This is a genomic window from Pseudomonas sp. B10 (assembly GCF_900156235.1).
In the GTDB taxonomy this organism is placed as follows: domain Bacteria; phylum Pseudomonadota; class Gammaproteobacteria; order Pseudomonadales; family Pseudomonadaceae; genus Aquipseudomonas; species Aquipseudomonas siliginis.
Genome location: NZ_LT707063.1, coordinates 331,744 through 354,193, shown reverse-complemented (window position 1 = coordinate 354,193; position 22,450 = coordinate 331,744). Strand labels below are relative to the sequence as shown.

Sequence of the window (22,450 nt, the reverse complement as noted above, 5' to 3'; positions counted from 1 at the left end):
GCGTACAGATAACAGCTCAGCCCTGCCCGGCGCAAACGGAAAAAGATCAATGGCATTTTTTCGTGCCGCCATCGAACTTTTCCGCCGATGCTGGCACCAACCGCGTTACAGGGCCGACAATGCCCGCAATCACATTCAAGCAAGGAGTCAGAGGTGGGTATGAAAATCAAGATGCTGGGCATTCCTGTAGCAGTCGCAGCCCTGTTGGCGCTGGGCGGCTGTTCGACCCAGACCGTGGTGACGCTGCAGAACGGCACCCAGTACCTGACTGAGGACATGCCGAAGACTGAGACCGAGGACGGTTTCTATGAGTTCGAGGATATTTCCGGCGCCAAGGTCAAGGTTCGCGCGGATGAAGTCGCGACCGTGCGCAAGGAAGACTGACTTTGCTTGAATGATCGTTTTTCGCGAGCAGGCTCGCTCCCACACTGGATCTACGTCGTTCACAAATCCCCTGTGGGAGCGAGCCTGCTCGCGAAGGGGCCGGCACAGGCCCCGCATCAACCTCAGGCGATAACCACCCCGTCGGCGCTCAAACTCCCCAGCGCCACCCCCACCAACGTCACCGAATCCCCGCCAAACGTCAGCACGGTGTCCTGCCCGACCGCCGAGGCATGGGCGCGCAAATCATCCCCCGGCAACACCCCCTGCACGCCAAGAAACACCAGTTTGTCATCGGCCGTATAGCCAACCACACGATCCTGGCCAAACGCGCCATTGAACAGAAACGTATCCGCCCCGCCGCCCGATTCCAGCAGGTCATTGCCAGCGCCGCCGACAAACACATCATTGCCCGCGCCGCCGAGCAAATGATCGTTGCCCTCAAGGCCAAACAGCCAATCGCCGCCGGCATGCGCCTTGAGCGTGTCATTGGCGGCCGTGCCTTTTACGCTCGATTCATAAGCGGTGAGGTTGCTGCCGACTTTCAGCCCCGTGGCCGTGACGCTGTGCAACACGTCGTCCTTGAACACGCCCCAGAGAAGCCCCGGCTCTTTGCTGACAATGCTGCCAATGTCGCGGGTGATGCTGATCCCGCCGTTGGCATCGCGGATGTACAGGTTGCCGGCACCGTCGTTGGCGAAATCAAAGTTCTTCACTGTTTGCTGCAAGTCGAGCGTGTTGTTGCCCTGCCCGCCCAGAATAACGTTGTAGCCGCCGTTGTCGCGGAAGCTGTCGTTGCCGGCGCGGCCTTCCAGATAGTCATTGCCGCTGCCGCCCTGGATCAGGTCATTGCCGTCACTGCCAATAATGAACGTGCTGCCTTTGTGGGTTTCGGCGTTACGGTTGAGGTCCTCTACCCAAGTGTTTGCCCGCGCTGGGTCGGAGAGGTTGGCGACGATGATCGTCGAGTCGCGGCTGGTCAGGTCGTAGAACTTCGATTCCAGCACGCGGGTCATGCCGTCGCCGTAGCCAGTGGGCAGGTGCGAAATCCACGTCGGGACATTCAGTATCGAATACGGCAGCACGTTCCAGGCGTTCGAGGCGTAGTGATCGTTGAAACTGACGATGTTGTCGGTGGTGGATGTGTGCGGCGCATCGTGCACACCCACCGAGGCACTGCTGAAGGTCGAACCGTCGAGGGCGCGAAACACCGGGTCGTTTTCGTAGCCGATATTCAGCACCTTGTCGCCGATGCTTTGCGTCGGCGAGGCGTAGGCGATGTAGTTGGAGTCGGCGAAGAAACCGCCCCACTTGCCAGCGCTCAAGTCAGCCATGCTGTTCACCGCCAGGCCGCCCAGGCTATGACCGCTGACCAGCACGTCCTTGCCGCTGAGGCCGTTGGCCCGGGCGAAGGCGACGACATCGTTGAGCAGATTGCCGAAAGCTTCGCCGACGTAGTTTCTTGCGTAATCGGCCGGGCCGAACGCCGCGAGCAGATCGTTGATCACGTCGCCAATCGAATCACCAATGAGGATTTCGCGCGGACCGCTGGTGCCGCGAAAGGCGATACCCAGTTCGGTGAGATGCCCCTGGGCGTCGTATTTGCCGAGGATTTCCACCTGCGCGCTGGTGTAGCCGGCCTTCTCGCCGAAGAACGTCCCGCGTGCATCAGTCTTGCCGTCGTAGCCCAATTGCGCGGCGGTGATGGGCGTCCAGCCGGCCTTCTGTACGGCCTCGAGGGCGAGTTTTTCCGAGTCGGGATTCCACGGGATACCGGGGATCACCCCTTGCGAATCGGTGCCGCCAATCAGTGCGGTGACCAGCGTCGCCGGCAGGCCCAGACCGAAGCCGTTGTGCTGATAACCGGCGGCGAAGCCGTTATCGAGGTTGTGATAGGAATACAGCGTGATCGCCATGGCATCACTGAACAGCGCCTTGGAATCGGCTGTGCCGAAGTTCTTGTAGTCGTATACACCCATTGCCATTGCCTCTCTTGTTGTTGGAATTGTCAGAGATAGCTCACAGCCAGAGCGCGAGGCTCTGGAGCATTCGTTACATCCTGCACATCCTCTGTAGAAGCTGCCGAAGGCTGCGTTCTTTTGGGACGCAGAGCGCCCCGGCTGCATTCCCACGCAGAGCGTGGGAACGTTCATGTATACGCCGTACCTGTGGGAGCGAGCCTGCTCGCGAAGGCGGCAGCGCATTCAACATCACAATCGCCTGACCCACCGCTTTCGCGAGCAAGCTCGCTCCCACAATGAGATTTCCTGCACCTTCGGAATCAGGCGAAGACGAAACTCGAGTCCGTCAGGTTAGCCACGCCGACGCCAATCAGCGTCACGGCAAAATCGCCAATCTTCAGCACGGTGTCGGAACCAGACTGCGCGGCATGCTGCTTGTAGTCATAACCCTGCCCTGCGCCCTCGACGCCCATGAACAGCAGTTTGTCGCTGCCCTGATAACCATTGATCGCATCGAAACCGAACGCGCCGCTGAACAGGAAGGTGTTGTGGCCACCCACCGCCGTCAACACGTCGTTGCCGGCGCCACCCACGAAAGTCACCTGCGACTTGTCGCTGATCAGTTGATCATCGCCACCAAGGCCGAACAGCCAGTCGCCATCGGCCGTGGCATGCAAGGCATTGCCATAACCATCACCGCTGAGCGAATGGTTGTACTGGGTCAGTTCGCTGCCGTTGCTCAACCCCTTGGCGGTGACACCCCAAGTGATCTCCTTGCTGCCCCACCACGAACCGGCCTCTTTACTGACCAGCGCGCCGATGTCGCGGGTCAGGCTGACGCCGCCGTAGGCGTCGCGCACGTACAGCGTGCCGTCGCCGTCGTTGGCGAAGCTGAAGTTCTGCAGCGGCTTTTGCAGTTCGAAGGTGTTATGGCCCTGGCCGCCAAAAATGACGTTGTAACCGCCGTCATCGCGGAAACGATCATCGCCGTCCAGTCCTTCAATAAAGTCGTTACCCGCGCCGCCCTTGAGCCAGTCGCTGCTCTGCGTGCCGATGATGAAGGTGCTGCCGCTGTGCGGCTCGCCGCTGCGGCCCAGGTCCTCGACCCAAGTCTTGCTCCGCGATGCCTCGTCGAGATTGGCGATGATGATCGTCGAGTCGCGCTCGGTCAGGTTGTAGAACGCCGAATCGATCACCCGATTCAAGCCATCGGCGTAGCCCAGTGAACTGTGCGCCGACCAGTTCAGCGGATTGGCGATGCTGAATGGCACCAGGTTCTGCGCCGTGGAGGCGTAGTTATCGGTGAAGTTGACTAGGTTGTCAGTGGTCGATTCGTGGGGCTTGTCGTGCTTGCCCATCGATGCCGTGCTGAACGTGGTGCCGTCGAGCACGCGAAATACCGGATCGTTCTCGAAACCGATGTTGAGCACCTGGGGGCCGGAGCTGCTCTGGGTCGGCGAGGCGAAGGCGATGTAATTGGCATCCTTGTAGAAGCCGCCCCAGTTGTCCCCGCTCAATTCAGCAACGCTATTAACCCCAAGCCCGCCGAGGCTGTGGCCGCTGATCAATACGTCCTTGGCAGCAACACCGTTGGCAATCGCGAAAGCGGCGACGGCCTTGAGCAGATTGTCGAACGCGTTTTTGGCGTAATTGCTCGCGTAATCCGATGGCCCGACCGCCGCGAGCAGATTGTTTTTCAGATCGCCGAAAGTGTCGCTGTAACCCAGCCCGCCGGTGCCGCGAAAGGCAATGCCGAGGCCGATCAATTTGCCAGCGGCGTCGTACTTGCCGAGCACTTCGGCCTCGGCGCTGGTGAAGCCATCCTGTTCCCCGAAGAACGTGCCTTGCGCGCCGACCTTGCCCTGATAGCCCAGCGCCGTCGCGGCGACCGGTGCCCACGCGGTGGCCGGCAACGGTTTGCCGGTGGGCGTGTAGGCATACAGCGTCAGCGCGATGGCGTCGCTGTACAACCCTTTGCCGTCGGCATTTTTGTAATCGAACAATCCCATGTGCAGCGCTCCTTTTCCTTGAAAAACCGGCAGCCCGAGAAGCGCTGCCGGTTACGCCTCAGAACTGCCAGTCGAGAGTCAGACCGACGCCGTGATCTTTCTCGTTCGAGCCGATCAGGCCGTTGTAGTCGAGGTTGACCCGCACGTCGCGATTGAGCGCCAGCCCGGCGCGCACGCCCACCACAGCGGCGTCACGATCCATCGACACGCTCTGCACGGTGAACGCGCTGTTGCCGTTGGCGAAGGCCAGATGGCTGTCGGCATCGACGCTGCTCAGGTTGTGCTGCCAGCCGAGACTGGCGCCCAGTTCCAGCTGATGCTTGTCCGACACGGCAAAACTGCGCTTGGCGCGCACGCCGAGGGTCGACAGCACTACGTCGCGGTTGTCTTCACCACCCTTGAGCGCGGCAGCGTCACCCTTTTCGGTGAAGCTGTCGGTGTTGAGGTGCACGTAGGACAGATTGGCGAACGGCTCCAGGTTCATCGGTTGCAGGCCCAGATCGTATGCGGCCTCGGTGAACACTTGCGCGGTGGTCGCGTCACGTTTGGTTTTCTGTTTGCCGCTGACGTCGCCGAACTGCAGATCACGTTTGACGTCGATGCGATGCCAGCTGTAGGCGCCGCCGACGGTCAGGCGCAACGCGTCGATTTCATGCCCCAAATACGCACCCAAGTGGTAGCTGTCGACCGACGCCGACGAATGCGTGCCGCTGCCCATGCTCAACGAGCTGTCGCTGTAACCGGTGACGAAACCGAGACGGGTATCTTCAGCAATCAGACCGTCGACACCGGCCAGCAGCCCACCGATGGAGCTGTTGGAATCGGCATTGTCGTGTCCGCCGTCACTCTCGCCCCACGAGCCGAGGACCTTGACCCAGACGTTGCTGCGCTCATCAGTCGGCGCATCGGAGTTGAACAGATCACGCTCACGCAGGCGCTCGCCGACGGCTTCGCGCAGGTAACGGCTGTCTTTGATCAGCAGCGTGCCGACGGCCGGGTGAATCTCGCCGGACAACTGTTGAAAGGTCTGCTGCGCCGACGCCGCGTTGGGCGACAGCAACAGGGTTTCGAACAGCGCGTTGCCCGCGCCCAAACGCTCGGCGGCGGCACCGACGGCGCGCTGGTTCGGCGTCAGACCAACGCTGGCGAACGATGCCTCATTGCGCCCGACCGCCAGCTGAATGCCGCCCGCCGAGTAATCCAGAGTGCCGCCAAGGAAGGCGTAATTCGGCAAGACCTGCCCGAAGCGCCCTTCAATGCCGCCCGCCGCTTGCAGAATGTTGTAGCGAGTGCCGAGCAGGCTTTGCACTTCGCCGGTGCTGAGCAAGGTCGGGCTGTTTTCCAGCGACAGGCTCACCGTGGCGCCGTCGATGACGGCTTTGCCGCCTGCGACGATCTGATCGCTGCTGGTTGGTGACAGCTCTACGGCGTAGGTCGAACCCGGCGCGAAAGTCACGTCACCGGCGACGTTCAGGGTGCCGATGGAGTTGCCCGGCGCCACTGTACCGCCGCTGTTCACTGCCAGCGCGCCGATGCGGCCATTGCCGCCGAGGATGCCGCCATTGTTGACGGTGACCGCCGATTGCAGCGAACCGTTGATGGCCAGTCGACCCTGATTGACCAGGGTCGGGCCGCTGTAAGTGTTATTGCCGGTCAGCACCAGGGTGCCGATGCCTTGCTTGGTCAGGCCGCCGTGGCCACCGATGTCGTTGCGCCAGGTGTCGAGGCCGCACGTGATGTCGCTGCACACGCGTTCGGTGGGTTTGCCCTGATCGATGATCGCACCGATGCCCGGCAAGTCAGCCACGAACTGGCCGGAACCGTAAGCGCCCTGCACGCGGAATTCCTCGGGAATGTCCTGCTCGGTGACGAACATCGCCGGGCCATCGATGGCCTTGCGCAGGTTGATCATGCCCCAACCGTACAAGGCGTCGATGCCCGGTGCGCCGAGGTCGGTGGCGGTGGTGCGCAACACGCTGGCGACCTGGTCGCCGCTCATGTACGGAAAACGCTCCATCAGTACGGCAATGGAACCAGCGACATGCGGCGCCGCCATCGAGGTGCCGTTGTAATTGGCGTAGCTGGTGGTCAGGTTGCCGGCGTTGGTGCCTTCGATGATCGAGCTGTAGATCTTGGTGCCCGGCGCCGAGACGCAGTAACTCGCCGTATAGCCGCAGCGCGAGGAGAACGTGCTGATCACGTACGGATTGGCGCTGGCGGTGTCCGGGTTCTGCTGCAATGCGGCGACGGTGATCCAGTTCGGCGCGATGTCCGGGACGAAATAACCCAGGCCGGCAATGGCGTCGGGATTGTTCAGGTTGTAATCGTTGCCGGCGGCAAAAATGGTGACGATGCCGCTGCGAGCGGCGGCGATGGCGCCGTCGTAAGCGCCGCCGGGTTTGGTGCCGAGCAGCGTGCGGATTTCGTTGAATTGCAATTGCGCGTCGTTGACGGTGAAGTGCGGATACGCCGGATCGCGGCCGCCGAGGTCGAAGCGGTCGGTGATGCCGATGCCCCAGCTGTTGTTGATGATCCGCGCACCGCTGGCGATCAGCGCATCCCAACCGGCCTTGTACACCGCACCATCGTTGCCGCGCACGATGCCGTCTTCCGGGCCTGGGTCGCCGTTATCGGCGCTGATGATCTGCGCACCGAATGCAACACCGTGCATCACCCCGCCGTCGCGACTGCCCGCCGCGATGCCGCCGACGTGCGTGCCATGGGCGCCGAGCTTGCCGTTGGAGCCGACCGAGGGTGAACCGTCATAGAGGAACGCATCGCCGGCCTTTACCGGGATGTAAGGGTCGGTGTATTCGCGAATGCCGCTGGTGACCAGGGTGACGACTTTGTTGCTGCCGGAGAACTCCGGATGTGCGGCGTAGACCGGCTGATCGAAGATGCCCAGCTTCACGCCTTTGCCGGTGTAGCCGGCGGCGTAGGCGTAATCCGCGCCGATCGCGCCCAAGCCCCAGTCAGCCTTGAATTCATTGCTGCGCCAGCTCGACGGGTCGCCGTTGCGGCCGTTTTCCGCGTAAGGCGCTGCCTGTGCCATCGCGCTGGCACAGAGCATCGCGATTGTCAGGGTTTTCAGGGCAAAGCGGCCACCCGATTGCGCGGGGGTATTGTTGTTATCCATCCACGACCTTCCTTAGTGATGTTGCGAAGAATCCGGTTGCCTTGATCGTTCCCACGCTCCGCGTGGGAATGCAGCCCGGGACGCTCTGCGTCCCATTGGAACGCGGAGCGTCCCTGGAGGCGTTCCCACGCAGAGCGTGGGGACGATCAATTCCCTTGCTGCACGTGGGAACGATCAGGTTTTGCGACTGCTGCGCAGTCGAGCGGGGATAAATCCCCTCGCCACAGGGGCTCAAACACATGCAATCAGAACTGCCAGTTCAGACTCAGCCCTACGCCATGCAGCTTCTCGCGGCTGGCCAGTTGGCCGTTGTAATCGAGGTTGACCCGCACGTCCTTGCTCAACGCCAGACTGGCCTGCACGCCAACCAGTGCGGCATCACGCACCAGCGCCGAGCTCTCCACGGAATACGGCGTGCCGCCGCTGGCAAAACGCAAATGCTGCTCCGATTCGATATCGCTGAGGCTGTGCTGCCAGCCGAGACGGGCGCTGACGTCCAGCGCTTGCTGGCTGGAAAGGTTGAAGGTTTTGCTCGCCCGCACGCCCAGAGTGCTCAGCACCACATCGCGCTGATCGCCCGAGCTTTTCAGCGCAGCGGCATCGCCCTTTTCGGTGAAGCCTTCGGTGTCCAGATGCAGGTAGGTCAGGTTGGCGAACGGTTCCAGCGCCAACGGTTGCAGCTGCAAGCGATACGCTGCTTCGCCGAAGACTTGGGTGGTGGTCGCGTCAACTTTGGCTTTCTGCTTGGCGCTGACCTCGTCGTATTGCAGATCGCGTTTCACATCGCCGCGATGCCAGCTGTAGGCCGCGCCAGTGCTCAAGAGCCAGGCGCCGATGTCGTGCCCGGCGTAAGCGCCAAGGTGGTAGCTGTCGACTTTCGCCGAGGAATGCGTGCCCGAGCCCATGTTCAACGAACTGTCGCTGTAACCGGTGACCAGACCGATGCGGGTCTGCTCGTCCAGCGCGCCGTCGACCCCCGCCAGCAGGCCGCCGATCGAGGTGTTGTAGCCGGCCGTGTCGTGGCCCGAATCGGTGCTGCCCCAGGCGCCGAGGGCTTTGATCCAGCCGTTGCTGCGGGTCGCCGATTCATCGTGCAGCCGCTCGCCGACCGCATCACGCAACTGGCGGCTGTCGTTGATCAGCATTGTCCCCAGCGCTGGATAAATCTCGCCGCTCAGTTGCTGGAAGGCTTGCTGCGCCGAGGCTTGAGTCGGTGCACGAAGCACGCTTTCGTAAACCGAATTGCCGGCGCCCAGACCTTCGACTGCCGCCGCCACCGAACGCTGGTTCGGCGTTTGCCCGACGCTGGCGAAGCTGGTCGCGTTGCGTTGGATATTCAGCTGGATGCCGCTTGCGGCGTAGTCGAGGGCGCCGCCGATGAACAGGTAGTTCGGCACCACCGCAGCGAACTGCCCCTGCACGCCGCCGGCCGCTTGCAGGATGTTGTACTGGCGACCGAGCAGGCTTTGCGCTTCGGCGCTGCTGAGCAAGGTCGGGCTGTTTTCCAGCGCCAGGCTGACGCTGGCGCCGCTGACGGTTGCCGCGCCGCCGGCAACGATGCGGTCGCTGCTGGTGGGCGATAGCTCGACGGCGTAGGTCGAGCCCGGGGCGAATGTCACATCACCGCCGACGTTCAAGGTGCCGATGGAATTGCCCGGTGCGACCCGGCCGCCGCTGTTGGCGGTCAACGCGCCGATGCGTCCTGAGCCGCCGAGGGTGCCGCTGTTGTTGACGGTGACCGCTGAGGTCAGCGAACCGTTGACGGTCAGCAGACCGCCGTTGACGGTGGTCGGGCCGCGATAGGTGTTTGCGCCGCTGAGCAGCAATTGCCCGGTTCCAGACTTGATCAGGCTGCCCTCATACACACGGTTTGCCGCTGCCGCATCACGCAACATGCCGACGGCGTAATCGGTCTGATCCTGTTGACTGGCGCCGGCCGGGACCCCGTTCTGCCAGCCTTTGTCCTGCAGGGTTTGCTGCCAGGCGCTGTGCTCGGCGAGGTCTTCTTTTTGACGCTGGATCAGCGCCTTGTCGGAGATGTCATTGCTCCAGACATCGCGCTGCCCTGCCCCCAGATTCGCGTCGAACGCACCGAGCAATTGCCCCGGCCCGCGCATCGCCCGATTGAGATTGGCGACGCCCCAGCCGACCCGCTCGTTCGGTGCGTCTGTGACCGAGCCATCGAGCTGGGTGGCGGTGGTCAGCAGCACTTCGAGCGCCTGCTGGTTGTTCATGTACGGATAGCGTTCCATCACCAGCGCCAAGGCGCCGGTCGCGTGCGGCGCCGCCATCGAGGTGCCGGACTTGATCGCATAACCGCCGCCGGGAATGGTGCTGTCGATCTTCGCCCCCGGCGTGGTGATGCACCAGTATTTGGCGATCCCGCACTGGTTGTACTTCTGCTGATTGCTCTGATCGAGCCCGGACACCGCCAGCCAGTGACCTTCCAGATCCGGCTGAAAGTACGGCAGCGCCGAGCGCACGCTGGCGTTCGGGTAACCGCTGTTGCCGGCGCTGAAGACGTTGATCACACCGCGCCGCGAAACGTCGGCAGCGGCGTCGAGCCAGGTGCCCTTGTTCCAGTGCTGCGCGTAGGCGGCGTGCAGATCCGCCAGGGTGCGATAGCTGACATCCGGCGGCTGACTGCCCCAACTGTTATTGATCGCCCGTACCCCGGCATCGGCGAGGCTGTCGTAGACCGCTTTGAAATAACGCGGATCAGGGCTGGGGCCGAAGAGGAAACTGTCGTTCTTGTTGGTGTTGCCGACGTAGATTTGCGCGTCGTACGCCACGCCGTGCATGCCGCTGCCGTCACGGGTTGCGCCCATGGTGCCGACCACGTGGGTGCCGTGGGAATCGTTGTTGGGGTTGAGCGTGCCGTCGACGTTGAACGCTGAGCCATCGACGTAGCTGCCGCTGGCCGTTACCGGGTGATAACGGTCGGCGGAGAATTCGGGATGGGCGGCATCGAAACCGGAATCGAGCGCGCCGATCTTCACGCCCTTGCCGGTGATGCCGGCAGCGTAGGCCTGATCGGCCTGCATGCGTTGCAGCCCCCAGTCGCGCAGGAACTCGGCACTGCGCCAACTGGATGGGTCGCCGGGCAGGCCTGATTCCAGGTATTGCGCCTGAGCCTGGTTTGCAGAAATCACAAGCAACAGGGTACCGAGCGAAATCGGCTTGATGCGTACGTCCATGGTCATCATTCTCGTTTTTGTTGTTTTGTTCAGGGCTGATAGCGGTTTCGCCCGTTCACCCCTCGCTCAGGGTGAGGGCTGTTGCGCGACCACAAATGCTTCGTCCACCCGCGCCAGATCCTGCTCATTCAGCGTCCCGGCGTAGTAATGCAATTTGGTCCAGGCCATCAGGTAGTCGTAGCGCGCCTGCGCCAGGTCGCGGCGGGTGGTGAACAGTTGCTGCTCGGCGTTCAACGCATCGAGATTGGTGCGTTCGCCGCCCAGGATGCTTTGTCGGGTCGAGACCACCAGCGCCTCGGCCGACTTCAAAGCCTTCTGATAAGCGCGCAATTTGTTCACGCCCGAGAGGCAGGCGCTGAACTGTCGGCGCAGTTCGATCAAGGTCTCTCGGGTCTTGCCATCCAGCTCGTATTCGGCCTGTTCCATGGTGCGGCTGGCTTGCCGTGTCGACGCCGACACCCCGCCGCCGGCGTACAGCGGCACGCTGACTTCCAGGCCGATGGTGTTGGTTTCGTAGCGCTGGTTATAGGTGTTGCCGCTTTCCGACTCGTTGTCGCGCATTGAGGCATAAGCACTGACTTTCGGCAGATGCCCGGCGCGGTTGCGTTCGACTTCATAGCGCGCCACTTCCACGGCCTGACGCTGCGAAGCGAGGTTCGGGTTGTTGCTGATCGCCAGTTCATGCCAGGTGTCGAAGTTGGCCGGTTGCAGGGTGAAGGTCTGAAATTGCTGACCAAGCGGCGCCAGATCGCCGATGTCCACCGCCGGCACCCCCACCAGCGCGCCCAGCTCGCGCAACGCGGCATCCTGCTCGTTGCGCGCTTCGATTTCCTCGGCAGTCGCCAGCTCATAGCGTGACTCGGCTTCGAGAATATCGGTGCGCGTGCCCTCGCCCTGCTTGAACATGTGTTCGTTCTGTTGGAACTGCTGTTCGTAGGCCTTCTTCTTCGCCTGGGCGATGTCGATCTGGTCCTGGGCGAACAAGGCTTTGGTGTAGTTATCCAGCACGCGCACCAACAGTTCCTGACTCTTGCCGCGAAAGGCTTCGTCGGCGAACAACGACTGCGCCACACCTTTGCGATACGCCGCATAAGCCTCGTAATCGAGCAGCGGTTGCTGCACCGTCAGCGCCGAGCCGTAGCTGTTGTAGTTGCGCTCATCAGTACGATTGCGCGCACGATCATCCAGAGACGTCGCCTTGGACGAGTTGCGGCCCTTGTTGTAGGTGTAGCCGATCCGAGGCAGCAGGCCGGCGCGGCCAATCACGCGGTTTTCCAGGCCAGCATCGCGCTCCTTGATTGCACCGAGAAACACCGGATCGTTGCGCAATGCCTGCTCGTAGATCTCAAACGGCCCCATGGCCGCGACTGCCGAGTGACTCGCGAGCAGCGTCATTGCGGCCCCCAGCATGCAAAGCTTTTTCATACAGCCGAACATCCTTATTCCTCGGTCAACGCAGAACCGGCGCGATCGAGCAGCGGTTTAAACAAGTAGTTGAGGAGTGAACGCTCACCGGTGCGCACGAACATTTCCGCCGGCATGCCGGGTTTGATCACCAGGCCGTTGAGCTTTTCCATGGCCTGATCGCCGACGCTGCTGCGCAACACGTAATACGGCACGCCAGTTTTCTCATCGACCATCTGGTCGGCGGAGATCAGGCTGACTTCGCCGGGCACGCGCGGGGTTTTGCTCTGGTTGAACGCGGTAAACAGAATGTCCACCGGCAAATGCGTGCCGACCTTGTCGATCAGGTTGATCGGCAAGTGCCCTTCCACTTCCAGGGTGGTGCCTTGCGGAACGATCTCCAGCAGGGTTTCGCCCTGACGCACCACGGCGCCTTCGGTGTGCACACCGAGGTTGACCGCCACGCCATCGGCGGTGGCGAGGATCTCGCTGTGTTGCAGGTCGAAACCGGCGGAGGTCAGCTGTTCGGACAGCGTCACGCTTTTGAGCTGCGCATCGGCCAGTTGCGTACGCACTTCCTTCTGGTATTCCTCGCCGTGCTGCTGCAACTTCAGGCGCGATTCAAGGATGCCCTGCTCCACGCGCCCGCTTTCACCGGTGTTTTCCGCCAGCTGCTGCTGCACCTGCGACAGTTGCCGCTGGTAGTCCATCAAGCGGTTGCGCGGGATGTAGCCGTTGTCGGCCAGCGGTTGCAGGTTGCTCAGTTGTTGCTGCAAGGAACTGGCCTGGGCATTGAGGTCGCTGCGCGCGCGGCGCATGCCGGCCAGTTGCGCGGTGGCGCCTTCGATGTTGGCGCGCAGTGCCGCTTGCTCCCGGGAGAAGGCTTCGCGGCGGCTGCTGAACAGTTGCCGCTGGCCTTCCAGCACCAGCGCCAGGCGCGGGTCCGGGTCGTTGCTCAGTTCGGCCGGAAAGGTCACTTGTTTGAGGTTGTCGCGCTCGGCCTGCCAGCGCGCGAGGCTGGCCCAAGCCATGCGGTACTGCGCCTCCAGCGATTGCACATCGGCAGCCACTTGCGTCTGGTCAAGGCGGAACAACGGCTGGCCCTGCTTCACGATCTCGCCTTCGCGCACCAGAATACGGCTGACCACGCCGCTGCTCATCGACTGCACGGCCTTGCGCTTGCCCGACACCACCACCGTACCCTGCACCGGAATGCCCTGATCCAGCGGCGCCAGTGTCGCCCAAGTGAAGAAACTGCCAGCGCCGACGATGGCCAGGATCCAGCCCATGCGCGCGAAGAATTTCGCATCACGCTCCGGGCGCTCGTTGATATAGGCGTGTTCCATGTTCGCTTCGTTTTCAGTGTTCATGCTGGCGCTGCTCATACACCCGAATTCCTTGTCGAGGGCTGATACTGCCGGCTCATGCTGAGCCCGCCCGGTGTTTGTGCGGCTTTTTCGCGTTGCTGTTCGTGCTGGCCTGAAAGTGCCTTGAGCACATCCTGACTCGGGCCGAACGCCTGCAAGCGGCCATCGTTGAGCACCAACAACTTGTCAGCCTGAGCCAGCACCGAAGAACGATGGGTGACCAGAATCACCGTGGTGCCCTGCGCCTTGAGTTGCGCAATGGCGCTGGCCAGTGCGGCTTCGCCGACGGTGTCGAGGTTGGAATTGGGTTCATCGAGCACCACCAGACTCGGCGTGCCATATAGCGCGCGGGCCAGGGCCACGCGTTGCTTCTGGCCTCCGGACAAGCCGCTGCCGTCCTCGCCCAGTTGCGTGTCGTAGCCCTGCGGCAGGCGCAGGATCATCTCGTGGACACCGGCCTGTTGCGCGGCGGTGACGACTTTTTGCGGGTCGGCTTCGCTGAATCGTGCAATGTTTTCGGCAATGGAGCCGCTGAACAGCTCGATGTCTTGCGGCAAATAACCAATGTACGGGCCGAGCTGGTCGCGGTTCCAGCGGTGAATATCGGCGCCGTCGAGGCGCACCGTGCCGCCCAGAACCGGCCACACGCCGACCAGCACTCGAGCCAGCGTCGACTTGCCCGAGCCTGAAGCGCCGAGCACACCGAGCACTTCGCCAGCGCCCAGCGTGAAATTGACCATGTGCAAAGTGGCCGCACGCTGCCCCGGCGGGCCGGCGCTGACTTGCTCGAAGCTGATCTGGCCTTTCGGTGCCGGCAGTGCCATCGCCTCGTCGCTGGGTGGAAAAGCCTGCAACAACGCATCAAGGCGCCGGTAAGCCAGCTTCGCCCCGCTCCACTGCTTCCAAACGGCGATCAACTGATCGATCGGGCTCAGTACGCGACCCATCAGGATCGAACCGGCGATCATCATCCCCGCAGTCATGTCGCCCTTGATCACCAGCAACGCGCCCAGGCCCAGCACCAGAGATTGCAGGCACAGGCGCAGGGTCTTGCTCAGCGAACTGATCACCGCGCCGGTGTCGCTGGCCTGGTTCTGCAAGCCGAGGAAGCGCGAATGCACCCCGAACCAGCGCTTGCGCAGCGAGCCGAGCATGCCCATCGCCTGAATGGTTTCGGCGTTGTGCAAGTGGCTGGTAGCCAACTGGCTCGACTGCTGGGAGAAACCGGCGGCTTCGCCCAGCGGTTTTTTGGTCATGTATTCGTTGAGGCAGGCAAGCGCGATCAACAACAGCGCGCCCGCCGTGGCCAGCACGCCGAGCCAGACGTTGAAGAGGTAAATGACAAACAGATAGACCGGGAACCACGGCGCATCGAAGAAGGCGAACAGCGCCGGTCCGGTGACGAACTGGCGGATGTGGGTCAGGTCGCCCAGCGACTGCCCGGCGTTACCCTCGCCCTTGAACAGGTTGCGCTCGAACGCGGCCTGATAGACGCGCAGATTGAAGCGCCGCTCCAGCTGGCTGCCGATGCGGATGACGATAAAGCTGCGGATCACTTCCAGCAGGCCGATAAAGGCGAAGAAACCGACCACCATCAACGACAGCATTGCCAGGGTGGTTTCGTTCTGTGACGACAGCACCCGGTCATAGACTTGCAGCATGTAGATCGACGGCACCAGCATCAACACGTTGATCAGTGCGGTGAAACAACCGACGCTGATCAAGATGCTTTTATAGTCACCCAATGCCTTGATTAACGGAGCGGTGGCTGGGGCCTTCGCCATCTTCATTGATTCTTCCTGAACAGTATTCATCGCGCCTGCGGGGCGAGACTTCAATTAATTAAGCGACCCTCCCGGAATACACTTCCGTGGCGCCCATTTAAATTTTCATAACAACTAGCGCTGATTGATGCAGTGCAGTTGATTTTATTTACCTTGCTTATAACCATGCGACGAATCGCTATAGCTATATTGGTTTGTAAAAGGCAGATCAGTTATTGGGCGCCGTACGTTCCAGCGTGACGATCAGCCCGGACTTCAAAGTCGCCAGATATAACCCGTCATGTTGTCGGCTGAAAAACTGGATTCTTGAGCCTTCGTTACCGGTGATCGACAAGCCGTCAGGATCAGGAAACCAGCCGATCGGAGCTTGCTCGAGCCATGCACCCAGACAGTCTGCGCCCTGCCCAACGGTCTTGTTGGCGAGCAGTTCGACACTACAAGTATTCGAGGGCTTGTCCTGGAGCTTTTGCGCTCGCAGGTCATCGAGTGTGCTGGACAGTGTTGCCTGCCACTTTCCGGCAAACACGGAAGGTTCTTCAAGTCTGAGGCTGCTTGCCATCGCTGTTGCTCCTGAAATCGTAACGAGCGCCGCTGAAAGCCACGCCGATGCCGTGTAGGTAAAAGCTCTGTAGGTCATGAGAAATTTCGCTCCAGCCTGTAGCGTTGCGTACGACGCCTACCGATGCAAGTGAAGAAAGCGACGCCAGGGCGCCGCTTTCCCTTCACATCACGCCACGATGTCGCTGGTCGCTGCCTGGCCAACGGTGCTGACAATAAAGTCAGCCACGCCATGCCCGGAGAAATCCACCGACAACAGGCTATTGCCCCCCGACGAGGTCAACACCGCGTCGCCGGCCGAACCGGTGAAGCTGTTGACGAAGTGCAGGCCCGCGCCGTTGGTGATCCCGGTCAGGTCGATTTTGTCCAGACCGCTGACGAAATCGAGGATCTGATCGATCGCACCCGGCTTGGAATCCGAGCTGGCGGCGAACACGAAAGTGTCCGAACCAGAACCGCCCCACAGTTTGTCAGCACCACCAGCGCCGTACAGGATGTCGTTGCCGGCACCGCCCTTCAGTTCGTTGGCTACGCTGTTGCCGATCAACAGATCGCTGCCCGAACCACCAATCGCGTTCTCGATGATCGCGCCCTTGGCAATCGACACGTTGCCGACCAGGCCGCCCACGTCGGAGAAAGAAGCGTCATTGAGGTTGATCTTCTGGTTTTGGGTGAAACCGGAGAAGTCCAGAGTGTCCTTGCCGCCGGCATCCCACACCGAGAACACCACTTTGTCGCTGGACGACGATGCGCTGAGGAAATCACGGCCGGCATTGGAATTGAAGCCGTAGGTGGTATCACCAGTGCGGGTGCTGGTGTTGGCGCCGTAGAGCTTCTGGATCGCGGCGATGTCGTCCATCAGCGGGCCGGACGAATAGGCTTCGACGCCGCCCTTGCTGAAGTTCTGGTTGGTGTTGCTCTCGCTCCAGTAACTCATGACGCTGTAGCCACGGGTGTCCTGGCCGTAGGTCGCGTCGTTGTAGGTCGGGTTGCCATTGCCGGCGTTGTAGTCGCCGGGGTGCGCAAGGCCCAGGGTATGGCCGATTTCGTGGGTCAGGGTCTGACGACCGTAGTTGTTCAGATCCGGGTTCTTGTTCTGCGTGTAACCGCTGTTGATCAAGTACCACGAAGTCCCGTCATAACCGGCGCCGGTACCCGGCAGATAGGCAAACGCCGCAGCGCCATCCTGGCCACCGCTGTAGTTACCGAAGGTCATGTGCCCGTCGCCGCCCGAGGCTCTCTCGGTGAAGGTGACATTGGCCACGTCGGCCCAGGACTGCATGGCGAGCTTGGCCTGCGCCTGCTGCTGCGCGCTGAACTGACTGAACCCGCTGATGCCGTGCTTGTTCATCGTGCTGTTCGAGGCCGACGTCAGGAACGTATAGGTGAGTTCGATCTTGCCGCTGCCGTCCTTGTCCTGGTAGGCAGCGCCGTCACGCAGCAATTGCGTAGCCGCCTGATCGACGGTGTACGAGGGTTTGCCATTGACCGTGAGGTTGCCGCCGCGGTCGTACTGATGGCTGAAGCTATTGATCTGGTTGTACGCCGAGCTGAAGGCAGCCAGTTGGAAAGCCTGTTCGGCGGAATCAACAGCATTGGTTTTAACTTTCGACATAAACACACTTCCTTGTTTAGCAATGGAACAGTTTTTGTCCGACAGGACGATCTTTGGCGAGATCGTCCTATCACTCGCCCAATGAAGGCGTAACGAACCTGACACAATTGGAAATCTGTCGTAAAGGATTTTTTTGCGATCCAATTTGGTGATATCAGGAAACTGCCGTAAACAAAGCGTGCGGGGAGGAAAGATTGTTTTTAGTTGTAGCGAGGGTGGAAATTGTCTGACGATTTTCTATTTAAATATTAAATATCGCTAAGTTTGAATTTGTTGGGCGAGTCACACTTTCCGCTAATGGTGCCAGTGATTTGATATCAACTCTACGACGTCATTCGGACTGTAGGAGCTGACGAGAGCAACGAGGCTGCGATCATTTCGATCTTGATTTTCAAAAGGTCAAAGTCAAGAGATCGCAGACTCGTTGCACTCACCGATTCCTGTAGAGCGATTTATAGAGAAGGACCACCCTGGTCAAAGATCACGTCGACCTCGTAGCTGTCGCCTCCAAAGGCTTCAGTGGTGAATTGCAATTTACCGTTAATGCGCTCCCCTGAATGCTGGAGCGTCACAAAGCCCGGCTTTTCCTTGTCTGCGTAAAAATGTCTGGGTTCAGTAGTCGCCCCAGAGCGGGTGTAAGCCACAAAAAGAACTCGCGCGTCCGTGAGCGGAATCTCTGTGCCGGCATCAGCCTTGTTGCTGAGATTCACTGCGATAGATGAAAGATGAAAGCTGCTATTGCCCTCCGGGTCGACCATCGTGCCATGAAATCTGAGCGTCCCTCCCTGCTCGTCGCGATGGGTTTCTCTGGCGAAGAATTTTAATTCCTTACCATTACGAAGGTTTTTCACCGCCCCCTTCAATACATTCTCAAGACCATTTTCATTGCTCATCATCAAAATCCTCTGTAAGGAAAGGCGGCATTTCGCCCTCCTGCCGAGGCATTAAATCCAATTTCCAGCGAAGCTGGACCTGTCAACAATGACAGGTGCAAACCCTGATTTTTCGTGCTAACTCTCGCTAACGCGATAACGCCGGGCGCTTTAGCGCCCGGTAGACCTCGATCAACTCCCCGTCCGAATCTTGTTCCAAACCCGCGTCCGGATCCGGTCGATATTCAACGGCATCGCCTCCAGCGCAAACAGCTTGCCCATCATTTCCGCGCTCGGGTAAACCTTGGTGTCGTTCTTGATCGCTGGATCGATGAGCGTGTCCGCCTGTTCGTTGCCATTGGCGTAATGCACGTAATTGGTGATGCCGGCCATGACGTCCGGGCGCAGCAGGTAGTTCATGAACGCGTACCCCGCCTTCTCGTCCGGCGCATCGGCCGGCATGGCGACCATATCGAACCAGATCGCCGCGCCTTCCTTGGGAATCGCATAACCGATCTCAACGCCGTTCTTGGCTTCCTTGGCGCGGTTTTCCGCTTGCAGGATGTCACCGGAAAAGCCGACTGCTACGCAGATGTCGCCGTTGGCCAAATCACTGGTGTACTTGGAGGAATGGAAGTAGCTGACGTAGGGCCGCACTTTCATCAGCAAAGCCTCGGCTTTCTTGTAGTCTTCGGGATTTTTGCTGTGGTGCGGCAGGCCGAGGTAGTTAAGTGCCGCCGGGAGCAGTTCCGGGCCATTGTCGAGGATCGCCACGCCGCACTTCTGCAGTTTTTCCATGTATTCGGGCTTGAAGATCAGATCCCAGGAATCCACCGGCGCGTTGTCGCCCAGCACCGCTTTGACCTTGGCGATGTTGTAGCCGATACCGGTGCTGCCCCACAGATAAGGGAAACCGTGCTCGTTGTTAGGGTCGTTGGTTTGCAGGGCCTTGAGCAGCGCCGGGTTGAGGTTCTTCCAGTTCGGCAACTGACTCTTGTCGAGTTTCTTCAGCGCCCCACCCTGAATCTGCCGCGCCATGAAGTGGTTGGACGGGAACACCACGTCGTAACCGGATTTGCCGGTCATCAACTTGCCGTCGAGGGTTTCGTTGCTGTCGTAGACGTCATAAGTGACGCCGATGCCCGTGTCTTTCTGGAAATTCTTCGTGGTGTCCGGGGCGATGTAGTCGGACCAGTTGTAGACCTTGACCGTCTCGGCCGCGTGACTGACGGAAGCGGCCAGCAGCAGCGGCGCCAATGCGAGGGTTTTCTGGATCATGGGGCGATTCCTGTATGGGCTTTTTTTGTTGGCAGGCAATCAAAGGATCAAACAATCAGAAAATCAGCACGTAGCTCTTGCGCACGGTTTCCTGGATATCCCAGATCCCGAGCGTGTTGGCAGGCAACATCAGTGCGTCGCCGCCTTGTATGTGCAGGGTTTCGCCGCCACCGTCGGGGGTGAAGGTGCAGCGCCCGGAAATGAAATGGCAGAACTCCTGCGCGGTGATCTGCCGCCGCCAGCGGCCCGGGGTGCATTCCCAGACGCCGGTTTCAACGCCGTCGTCGCGCTCGACGCTGGTGGTCGAGGCAATTGCGACGGGTTCGCCGAGGGGCACGGCGACCGGGTTGGATTCTTCGAGCTCCAGCGTGGCGGTGTTCTTGAATTGGGTGATGCCCATGGCGTGACCTGTTTATTGTGGGAAACGGCGTTTAGTGCATGAAACCTTCCATGAACCCGGCAACCCGGCTGGCGAGCTTGCGCCGCCAGGGCGCGGTCGCGGGATTGGCCAGGGTCTGGTCTTCGTGCACGAAACTTTTGATGATCGCGTTGTAGCCGAGCCAGCGGCATGGCTCTGGCTCCCAGGCACGCAGCGCATGAATGCCACCGTCGGGCAGGACCCACGGCTGCTGGGTCAGTTCGCTGTCGCGCTCCAGAATCAGATCGGCCAGCGTCCGGCCGCCGAGATTGCTGGCACCGACGCCCTCGCCGCCATAACCGCCCGATAGCGCGATGCCGCTGGCTCGGTCGCAAAGCATGTGCGGCTTGAAATGCCGCGACATGCCGAGGTTGCCGCCCCAGGCGTGGGTGATCTGCACGTTTTTCAGCTGCGGGAACAGTTCGCCGAATAGATAGCGGCGCAACTCGACTTCATCGCGGGTGAGGTTGAAGTCATGACGCAGCTTGCCGGCGAACTGATAACCGCCACGGGCGCCGAAGATCAGGCGATTGTCGGCACTGCGCTGGCCATAGGTGACCTGACGGCTGAATTCACTGAAGGCCTGGCCGCGATTCAGGCCGATTTCGTCCCAGGTCGCGGCGGACAGCGGCTCGGTGGCGACGATCAGGCTTTGCACCGGCAGCTGATAGCGGCCCAGCGGCGGCAACGTCACCGAATAGCCCTCTACGGCCGGGACGATCCAACGGCTGCGCACGCTGGCCTTGGCGGTGCGCAAACTGCCTGACTGCCAGTGGGTGACCGGGCTGTTTTCGTAGATTTTCACGCCCATGTTCTGCACGGTCTGCGCTAGACCACGGACCAGCTTCGCCGGGTGAATGGTCGCGACATGAGGGGCGAAAATGCCGCCGTAGGGCTTGGCCACGCGGATCTGCTGGGCCAGTTGCTCGGGGCTCAGCCAGCGGTAATCGTCGTCAGTCAGGCCTTGGGCGTGCAGCTTGTTCAGGTAATCGCGCAGCACGGTTTCCTGCTCTGGGTAGCGCGCAGCACAATAAAGCACTCCGCCCTTGCGGTAATCGCAGTCGATGCCTTCGCGTTCGAGGACGATCTCCACTTCATCTGGGATGCTGTGCAGCAGATCGAAAGAAGCCCGCCGTTGCTGCGGCGATAAGCCTGCGAGCAAGCGATCCTCACCCAGCAAGTTACCCATCAGCCAGCCGCCATTGCGTCCGGACGCACCGAACCCGGCGGTTTGCGCCTCGACGATGGCAATATCCAGGCCGGGCGCCTGTTTTTTCAGGTAGTACGCCGCCCACAATCCGGTGTAACCGGCGCCGATGATCGCCACGTCGACGTCCAGGTCACGCTCCAACGCGGGCCGCGCCAATAGCGGCTCATCGAGCTGATCCATCCACAAACTAATCGTGCGCCACGCCGACATGCCAGACTCCGCCACTGAAAACCTTCGATGGCGTCGATCCTAGTGGCTGCCTTCAGTGGCTGTCTTGCGCGCGTGCCCGCAGAGAAATTTGTTTGGCGTAGGCCTTGGGCGACTGACCGGTGTGCTCGCGAAAGCATTTGTAGAACGCTGACAGCGAATTGAAACCGGCGGCAAACGCCAGCTCGTCGACACGCAACGGCGGCGTGGCGCTGTCCAGCGCACGCAGCAAATGCAGCAGGCGCGCCTGATTGACGTAGCGATAAAAGCTTTGCCCGAGCACCTGATTGAGCAGATAGGAAATCTGATTGCGGCTGTACCCGCACTCCTTCGCCACCCGTTGCAGGTCAAGCTCAGGGTCCAGATAAGGCTGCTGCTTTTCGAAATACTGCTGCAGGTCTTCGGCCATGAAGCTCAGTTGGCGCGGTGACAGACCGAGACGACTGACCGCCGGACGCTGACTCTGTGCCGAACTGCCGTCGGCTTGAGTACGCACTAGCGAGGCATACTCATTGACGCGCCAGATCAAGCCGTCCTTGACCGTGATCGCTTCGCTGGAGCGAAACGACACCAGGCCATCGCCGCCGCGCAAGGTCACCTCGTATTGAATGAACGCGGTGTTGCCATCCACCCGGATTCGGTCGCAATGCTCGAGCAGTTCGTCGGATTCTCGCGGCATGCTCACGCGCACATATTCGCGTAACTCATCCAGACCGAGCACCCGGTTCTGAAAGAAATCGTTGTACTGGATCTCGGCGTGATAAAGCGCCATGACGCTGTCCAGATCCCGGTGTTTCCAGCTCAGGTGATAGCGCATGACCGTGGCGGCCGTGGCCTGGGTCTGTTCTGGGCCGTCGTCATCGGCGTGCATAAGCGGCTCGGCGAAAAAGAACCGAGCTTGCCCAACTTCCTCTGCCGCTTCAATGAAAAATCCATGGTGGCGTTTTGGCGATAGTCGATGAGCCAGTGACTTACATCAAAAAATGCGAATCAATCGCTAAACGGACTGAAAAAACTCACAGTTTTTTCACACACGGATGCTACTTTTAAAGC

The 22,450-nt window shown here is 60.8% G+C and carries 15 protein-coding genes; 1 reads left to right on the top strand and 14 read right to left on the bottom strand.

The window, feature by feature from the left end:
* The first annotated feature begins 159 nt into the window (after positions 1-159).
* A complete protein-coding gene (locus tag BXA01_RS01555; protein WP_016774830.1) occupies positions 160-384 on the top strand; it encodes a YgdI/YgdR family lipoprotein in 225 nt (74 codons plus the stop codon).
* A gap of 122 nt (positions 385-506) precedes the next feature.
* Here the strand turns inward: BXA01_RS01555 and BXA01_RS01550 are convergent, their stop codons facing one another.
* The 14 genes from BXA01_RS01550 to BXA01_RS01485 form a co-directional block, all read right to left on the bottom strand.
* The gene (locus BXA01_RS01550; protein ID WP_076562788.1) at positions 507-2,360 is read right to left on the bottom strand and encodes a polyurethane esterase; all 1,854 of its coding nucleotides are present in this window, start codon (positions 2,358-2,360) and stop codon (positions 507-509) included.
* A 302-nt stretch (positions 2,361-2,662) separates the two neighbouring features.
* Positions 2,663-4,351 carry a polyurethane esterase gene (locus BXA01_RS01545; RefSeq protein WP_076562785.1) on the bottom strand — a complete coding sequence of 563 codons (1,689 nt, stop codon included), beginning with the start codon at positions 4,349-4,351 and terminating at the stop codon, positions 2,663-2,665.
* Between the two features lie 58 nt (positions 4,352-4,409).
* On the bottom strand, positions 4,410-7,487 hold the full coding sequence (locus BXA01_RS01540; RefSeq protein WP_076562782.1) for an autotransporter serine protease: 3,078 nt from the start codon (positions 7,485-7,487) through the stop codon (positions 4,410-4,412).
* 245 nt (positions 7,488-7,732) lie between these two features.
* Positions 7,733-10,684, bottom strand: coding sequence for an autotransporter serine peptidase EprS (eprS, locus tag BXA01_RS01535; protein WP_076567598.1), 2,952 nt, complete (start codon positions 10,682-10,684; stop codon positions 7,733-7,735).
* A gap of 66 nt (positions 10,685-10,750) precedes the next feature.
* Positions 10,751-12,121, bottom strand: coding sequence for a TolC family outer membrane protein (locus tag BXA01_RS01530; protein WP_073476207.1), 1,371 nt, complete (start codon positions 12,119-12,121; stop codon positions 10,751-10,753).
* A gap of 2 nt (positions 12,122-12,123) precedes the next feature.
* Entirely contained in the window at positions 12,124-13,473 is a 1,350-nt protein-coding gene (locus tag BXA01_RS01525; protein ID WP_076562780.1) for an HlyD family type I secretion periplasmic adaptor subunit, read from the bottom strand.
* On the bottom strand, positions 13,470-15,245 hold the full coding sequence (locus BXA01_RS01520) for a type I secretion system permease/ATPase (protein ID WP_076562779.1): 1,776 nt from the start codon (positions 15,243-15,245) through the stop codon (positions 13,470-13,472). Before BXA01_RS01520 ends, BXA01_RS01525 begins: the two co-directional genes overlap by 4 nt.
* A gap of 202 nt (positions 15,246-15,447) precedes the next feature.
* Complete coding sequence (locus BXA01_RS01515; RefSeq protein ID WP_157115946.1) at positions 15,448-15,876, bottom strand: AprI/Inh family metalloprotease inhibitor; 429 nt, start codon at positions 15,874-15,876, stop codon at positions 15,448-15,450.
* A 90-nt stretch (positions 15,877-15,966) separates the two neighbouring features.
* Positions 15,967-17,412 (bottom strand): serralysin family metalloprotease, encoded by a 1,446-nt coding sequence (locus BXA01_RS01510; RefSeq protein ID WP_076562775.1) that lies wholly within the window; start codon positions 17,410-17,412, stop codon positions 15,967-15,969.
* A gap of 452 nt (positions 17,413-17,864) precedes the next feature.
* Positions 17,865-18,305 (bottom strand): hypothetical protein, encoded by a 441-nt coding sequence (locus tag BXA01_RS01505; protein WP_157115945.1) that lies wholly within the window; start codon positions 18,303-18,305, stop codon positions 17,865-17,867.
* Between the two features lie 171 nt (positions 18,306-18,476).
* Positions 18,477-19,562 carry a polyamine ABC transporter substrate-binding protein gene (locus BXA01_RS01500; RefSeq protein ID WP_041480282.1) on the bottom strand — a complete coding sequence of 362 codons (1,086 nt, stop codon included), beginning with the start codon at positions 19,560-19,562 and terminating at the stop codon, positions 18,477-18,479.
* Positions 19,563-19,617: 55 nt separating this feature from the next.
* Positions 19,618-19,962 (bottom strand): cupin domain-containing protein, encoded by a 345-nt coding sequence (locus BXA01_RS01495; protein ID WP_076562772.1) that lies wholly within the window; start codon positions 19,960-19,962, stop codon positions 19,618-19,620.
* Between the two features lie 31 nt (positions 19,963-19,993).
* Complete coding sequence (locus tag BXA01_RS01490; RefSeq protein ID WP_076562770.1) at positions 19,994-21,400, bottom strand: NAD(P)/FAD-dependent oxidoreductase; 1,407 nt, start codon at positions 21,398-21,400, stop codon at positions 19,994-19,996.
* A gap of 52 nt (positions 21,401-21,452) precedes the next feature.
* Positions 21,453-22,268: a helix-turn-helix domain-containing protein gene (locus tag BXA01_RS01485; protein ID WP_076562768.1), complete on the bottom strand. Its 816-nt coding sequence runs from the start codon at positions 22,266-22,268 to the stop codon at positions 21,453-21,455.
* Positions 22,269-22,450 lie beyond the last annotated feature (182 nt).

Bases quoted from the DNA above. Each gene is read 5' to 3' on its own strand.
- BXA01_RS01500 (WP_041480282.1), bottom strand. From the start codon at position 19,562: ATGATCCAGAAAACCCTCGCATTGGCGCCGCTGCTGCTGGCCGCTTCC.
- BXA01_RS01505 (WP_157115945.1), bottom strand. From the start codon at position 18,305: ATGAGCAATGAAAATGGTCTTGAGAATGTATTGAAGGGGGCGGTGAAA.
- BXA01_RS01545 (WP_076562785.1), bottom strand. From the start codon at position 4,351: ATGGGATTGTTCGATTACAAAAATGCCGACGGCAAAGGGTTGTACAGC.
- BXA01_RS01525 (WP_076562780.1), bottom strand. From the start codon at position 13,473: ATGAGCAGCGCCAGCATGAACACTGAAAACGAAGCGAACATGGAACAC.
- BXA01_RS01490 (WP_076562770.1), bottom strand. From the start codon at position 21,400: ATGTCGGCGTGGCGCACGATTAGTTTGTGGATGGATCAGCTCGATGAG.
- BXA01_RS01510 (WP_076562775.1), bottom strand. From the start codon at position 17,412: ATGTCGAAAGTTAAAACCAATGCTGTTGATTCCGCCGAACAGGCTTTC.
- BXA01_RS01495 (WP_076562772.1), bottom strand. From the start codon at position 19,962: ATGGGCATCACCCAATTCAAGAACACCGCCACGCTGGAGCTCGAAGAA.
- BXA01_RS01520 (WP_076562779.1), bottom strand. From the start codon at position 15,245: ATGAAGATGGCGAAGGCCCCAGCCACCGCTCCGTTAATCAAGGCATTG.
- BXA01_RS01555 (WP_016774830.1), top strand. From the start codon at position 160: ATGAAAATCAAGATGCTGGGCATTCCTGTAGCAGTCGCAGCCCTGTTG.
- BXA01_RS01530 (WP_073476207.1), bottom strand. From the start codon at position 12,121: ATGTTCGGCTGTATGAAAAAGCTTTGCATGCTGGGGGCCGCAATGACG.
- eprS (WP_076567598.1), bottom strand. From the start codon at position 10,684: ATGGACGTACGCATCAAGCCGATTTCGCTCGGTACCCTGTTGCTTGTG.
- BXA01_RS01515 (WP_157115946.1), bottom strand. From the start codon at position 15,876: ATGACCTACAGAGCTTTTACCTACACGGCATCGGCGTGGCTTTCAGCG.
- BXA01_RS01540 (WP_076562782.1), bottom strand. From the start codon at position 7,487: ATGGATAACAACAATACCCCCGCGCAATCGGGTGGCCGCTTTGCCCTG.
- BXA01_RS01550 (WP_076562788.1), bottom strand. From the start codon at position 2,360: ATGGGTGTATACGACTACAAGAACTTCGGCACAGCCGATTCCAAGGCG.
- BXA01_RS01485 (WP_076562768.1), bottom strand. From the start codon at position 22,268: ATGCACGCCGATGACGACGGCCCAGAACAGACCCAGGCCACGGCCGCC.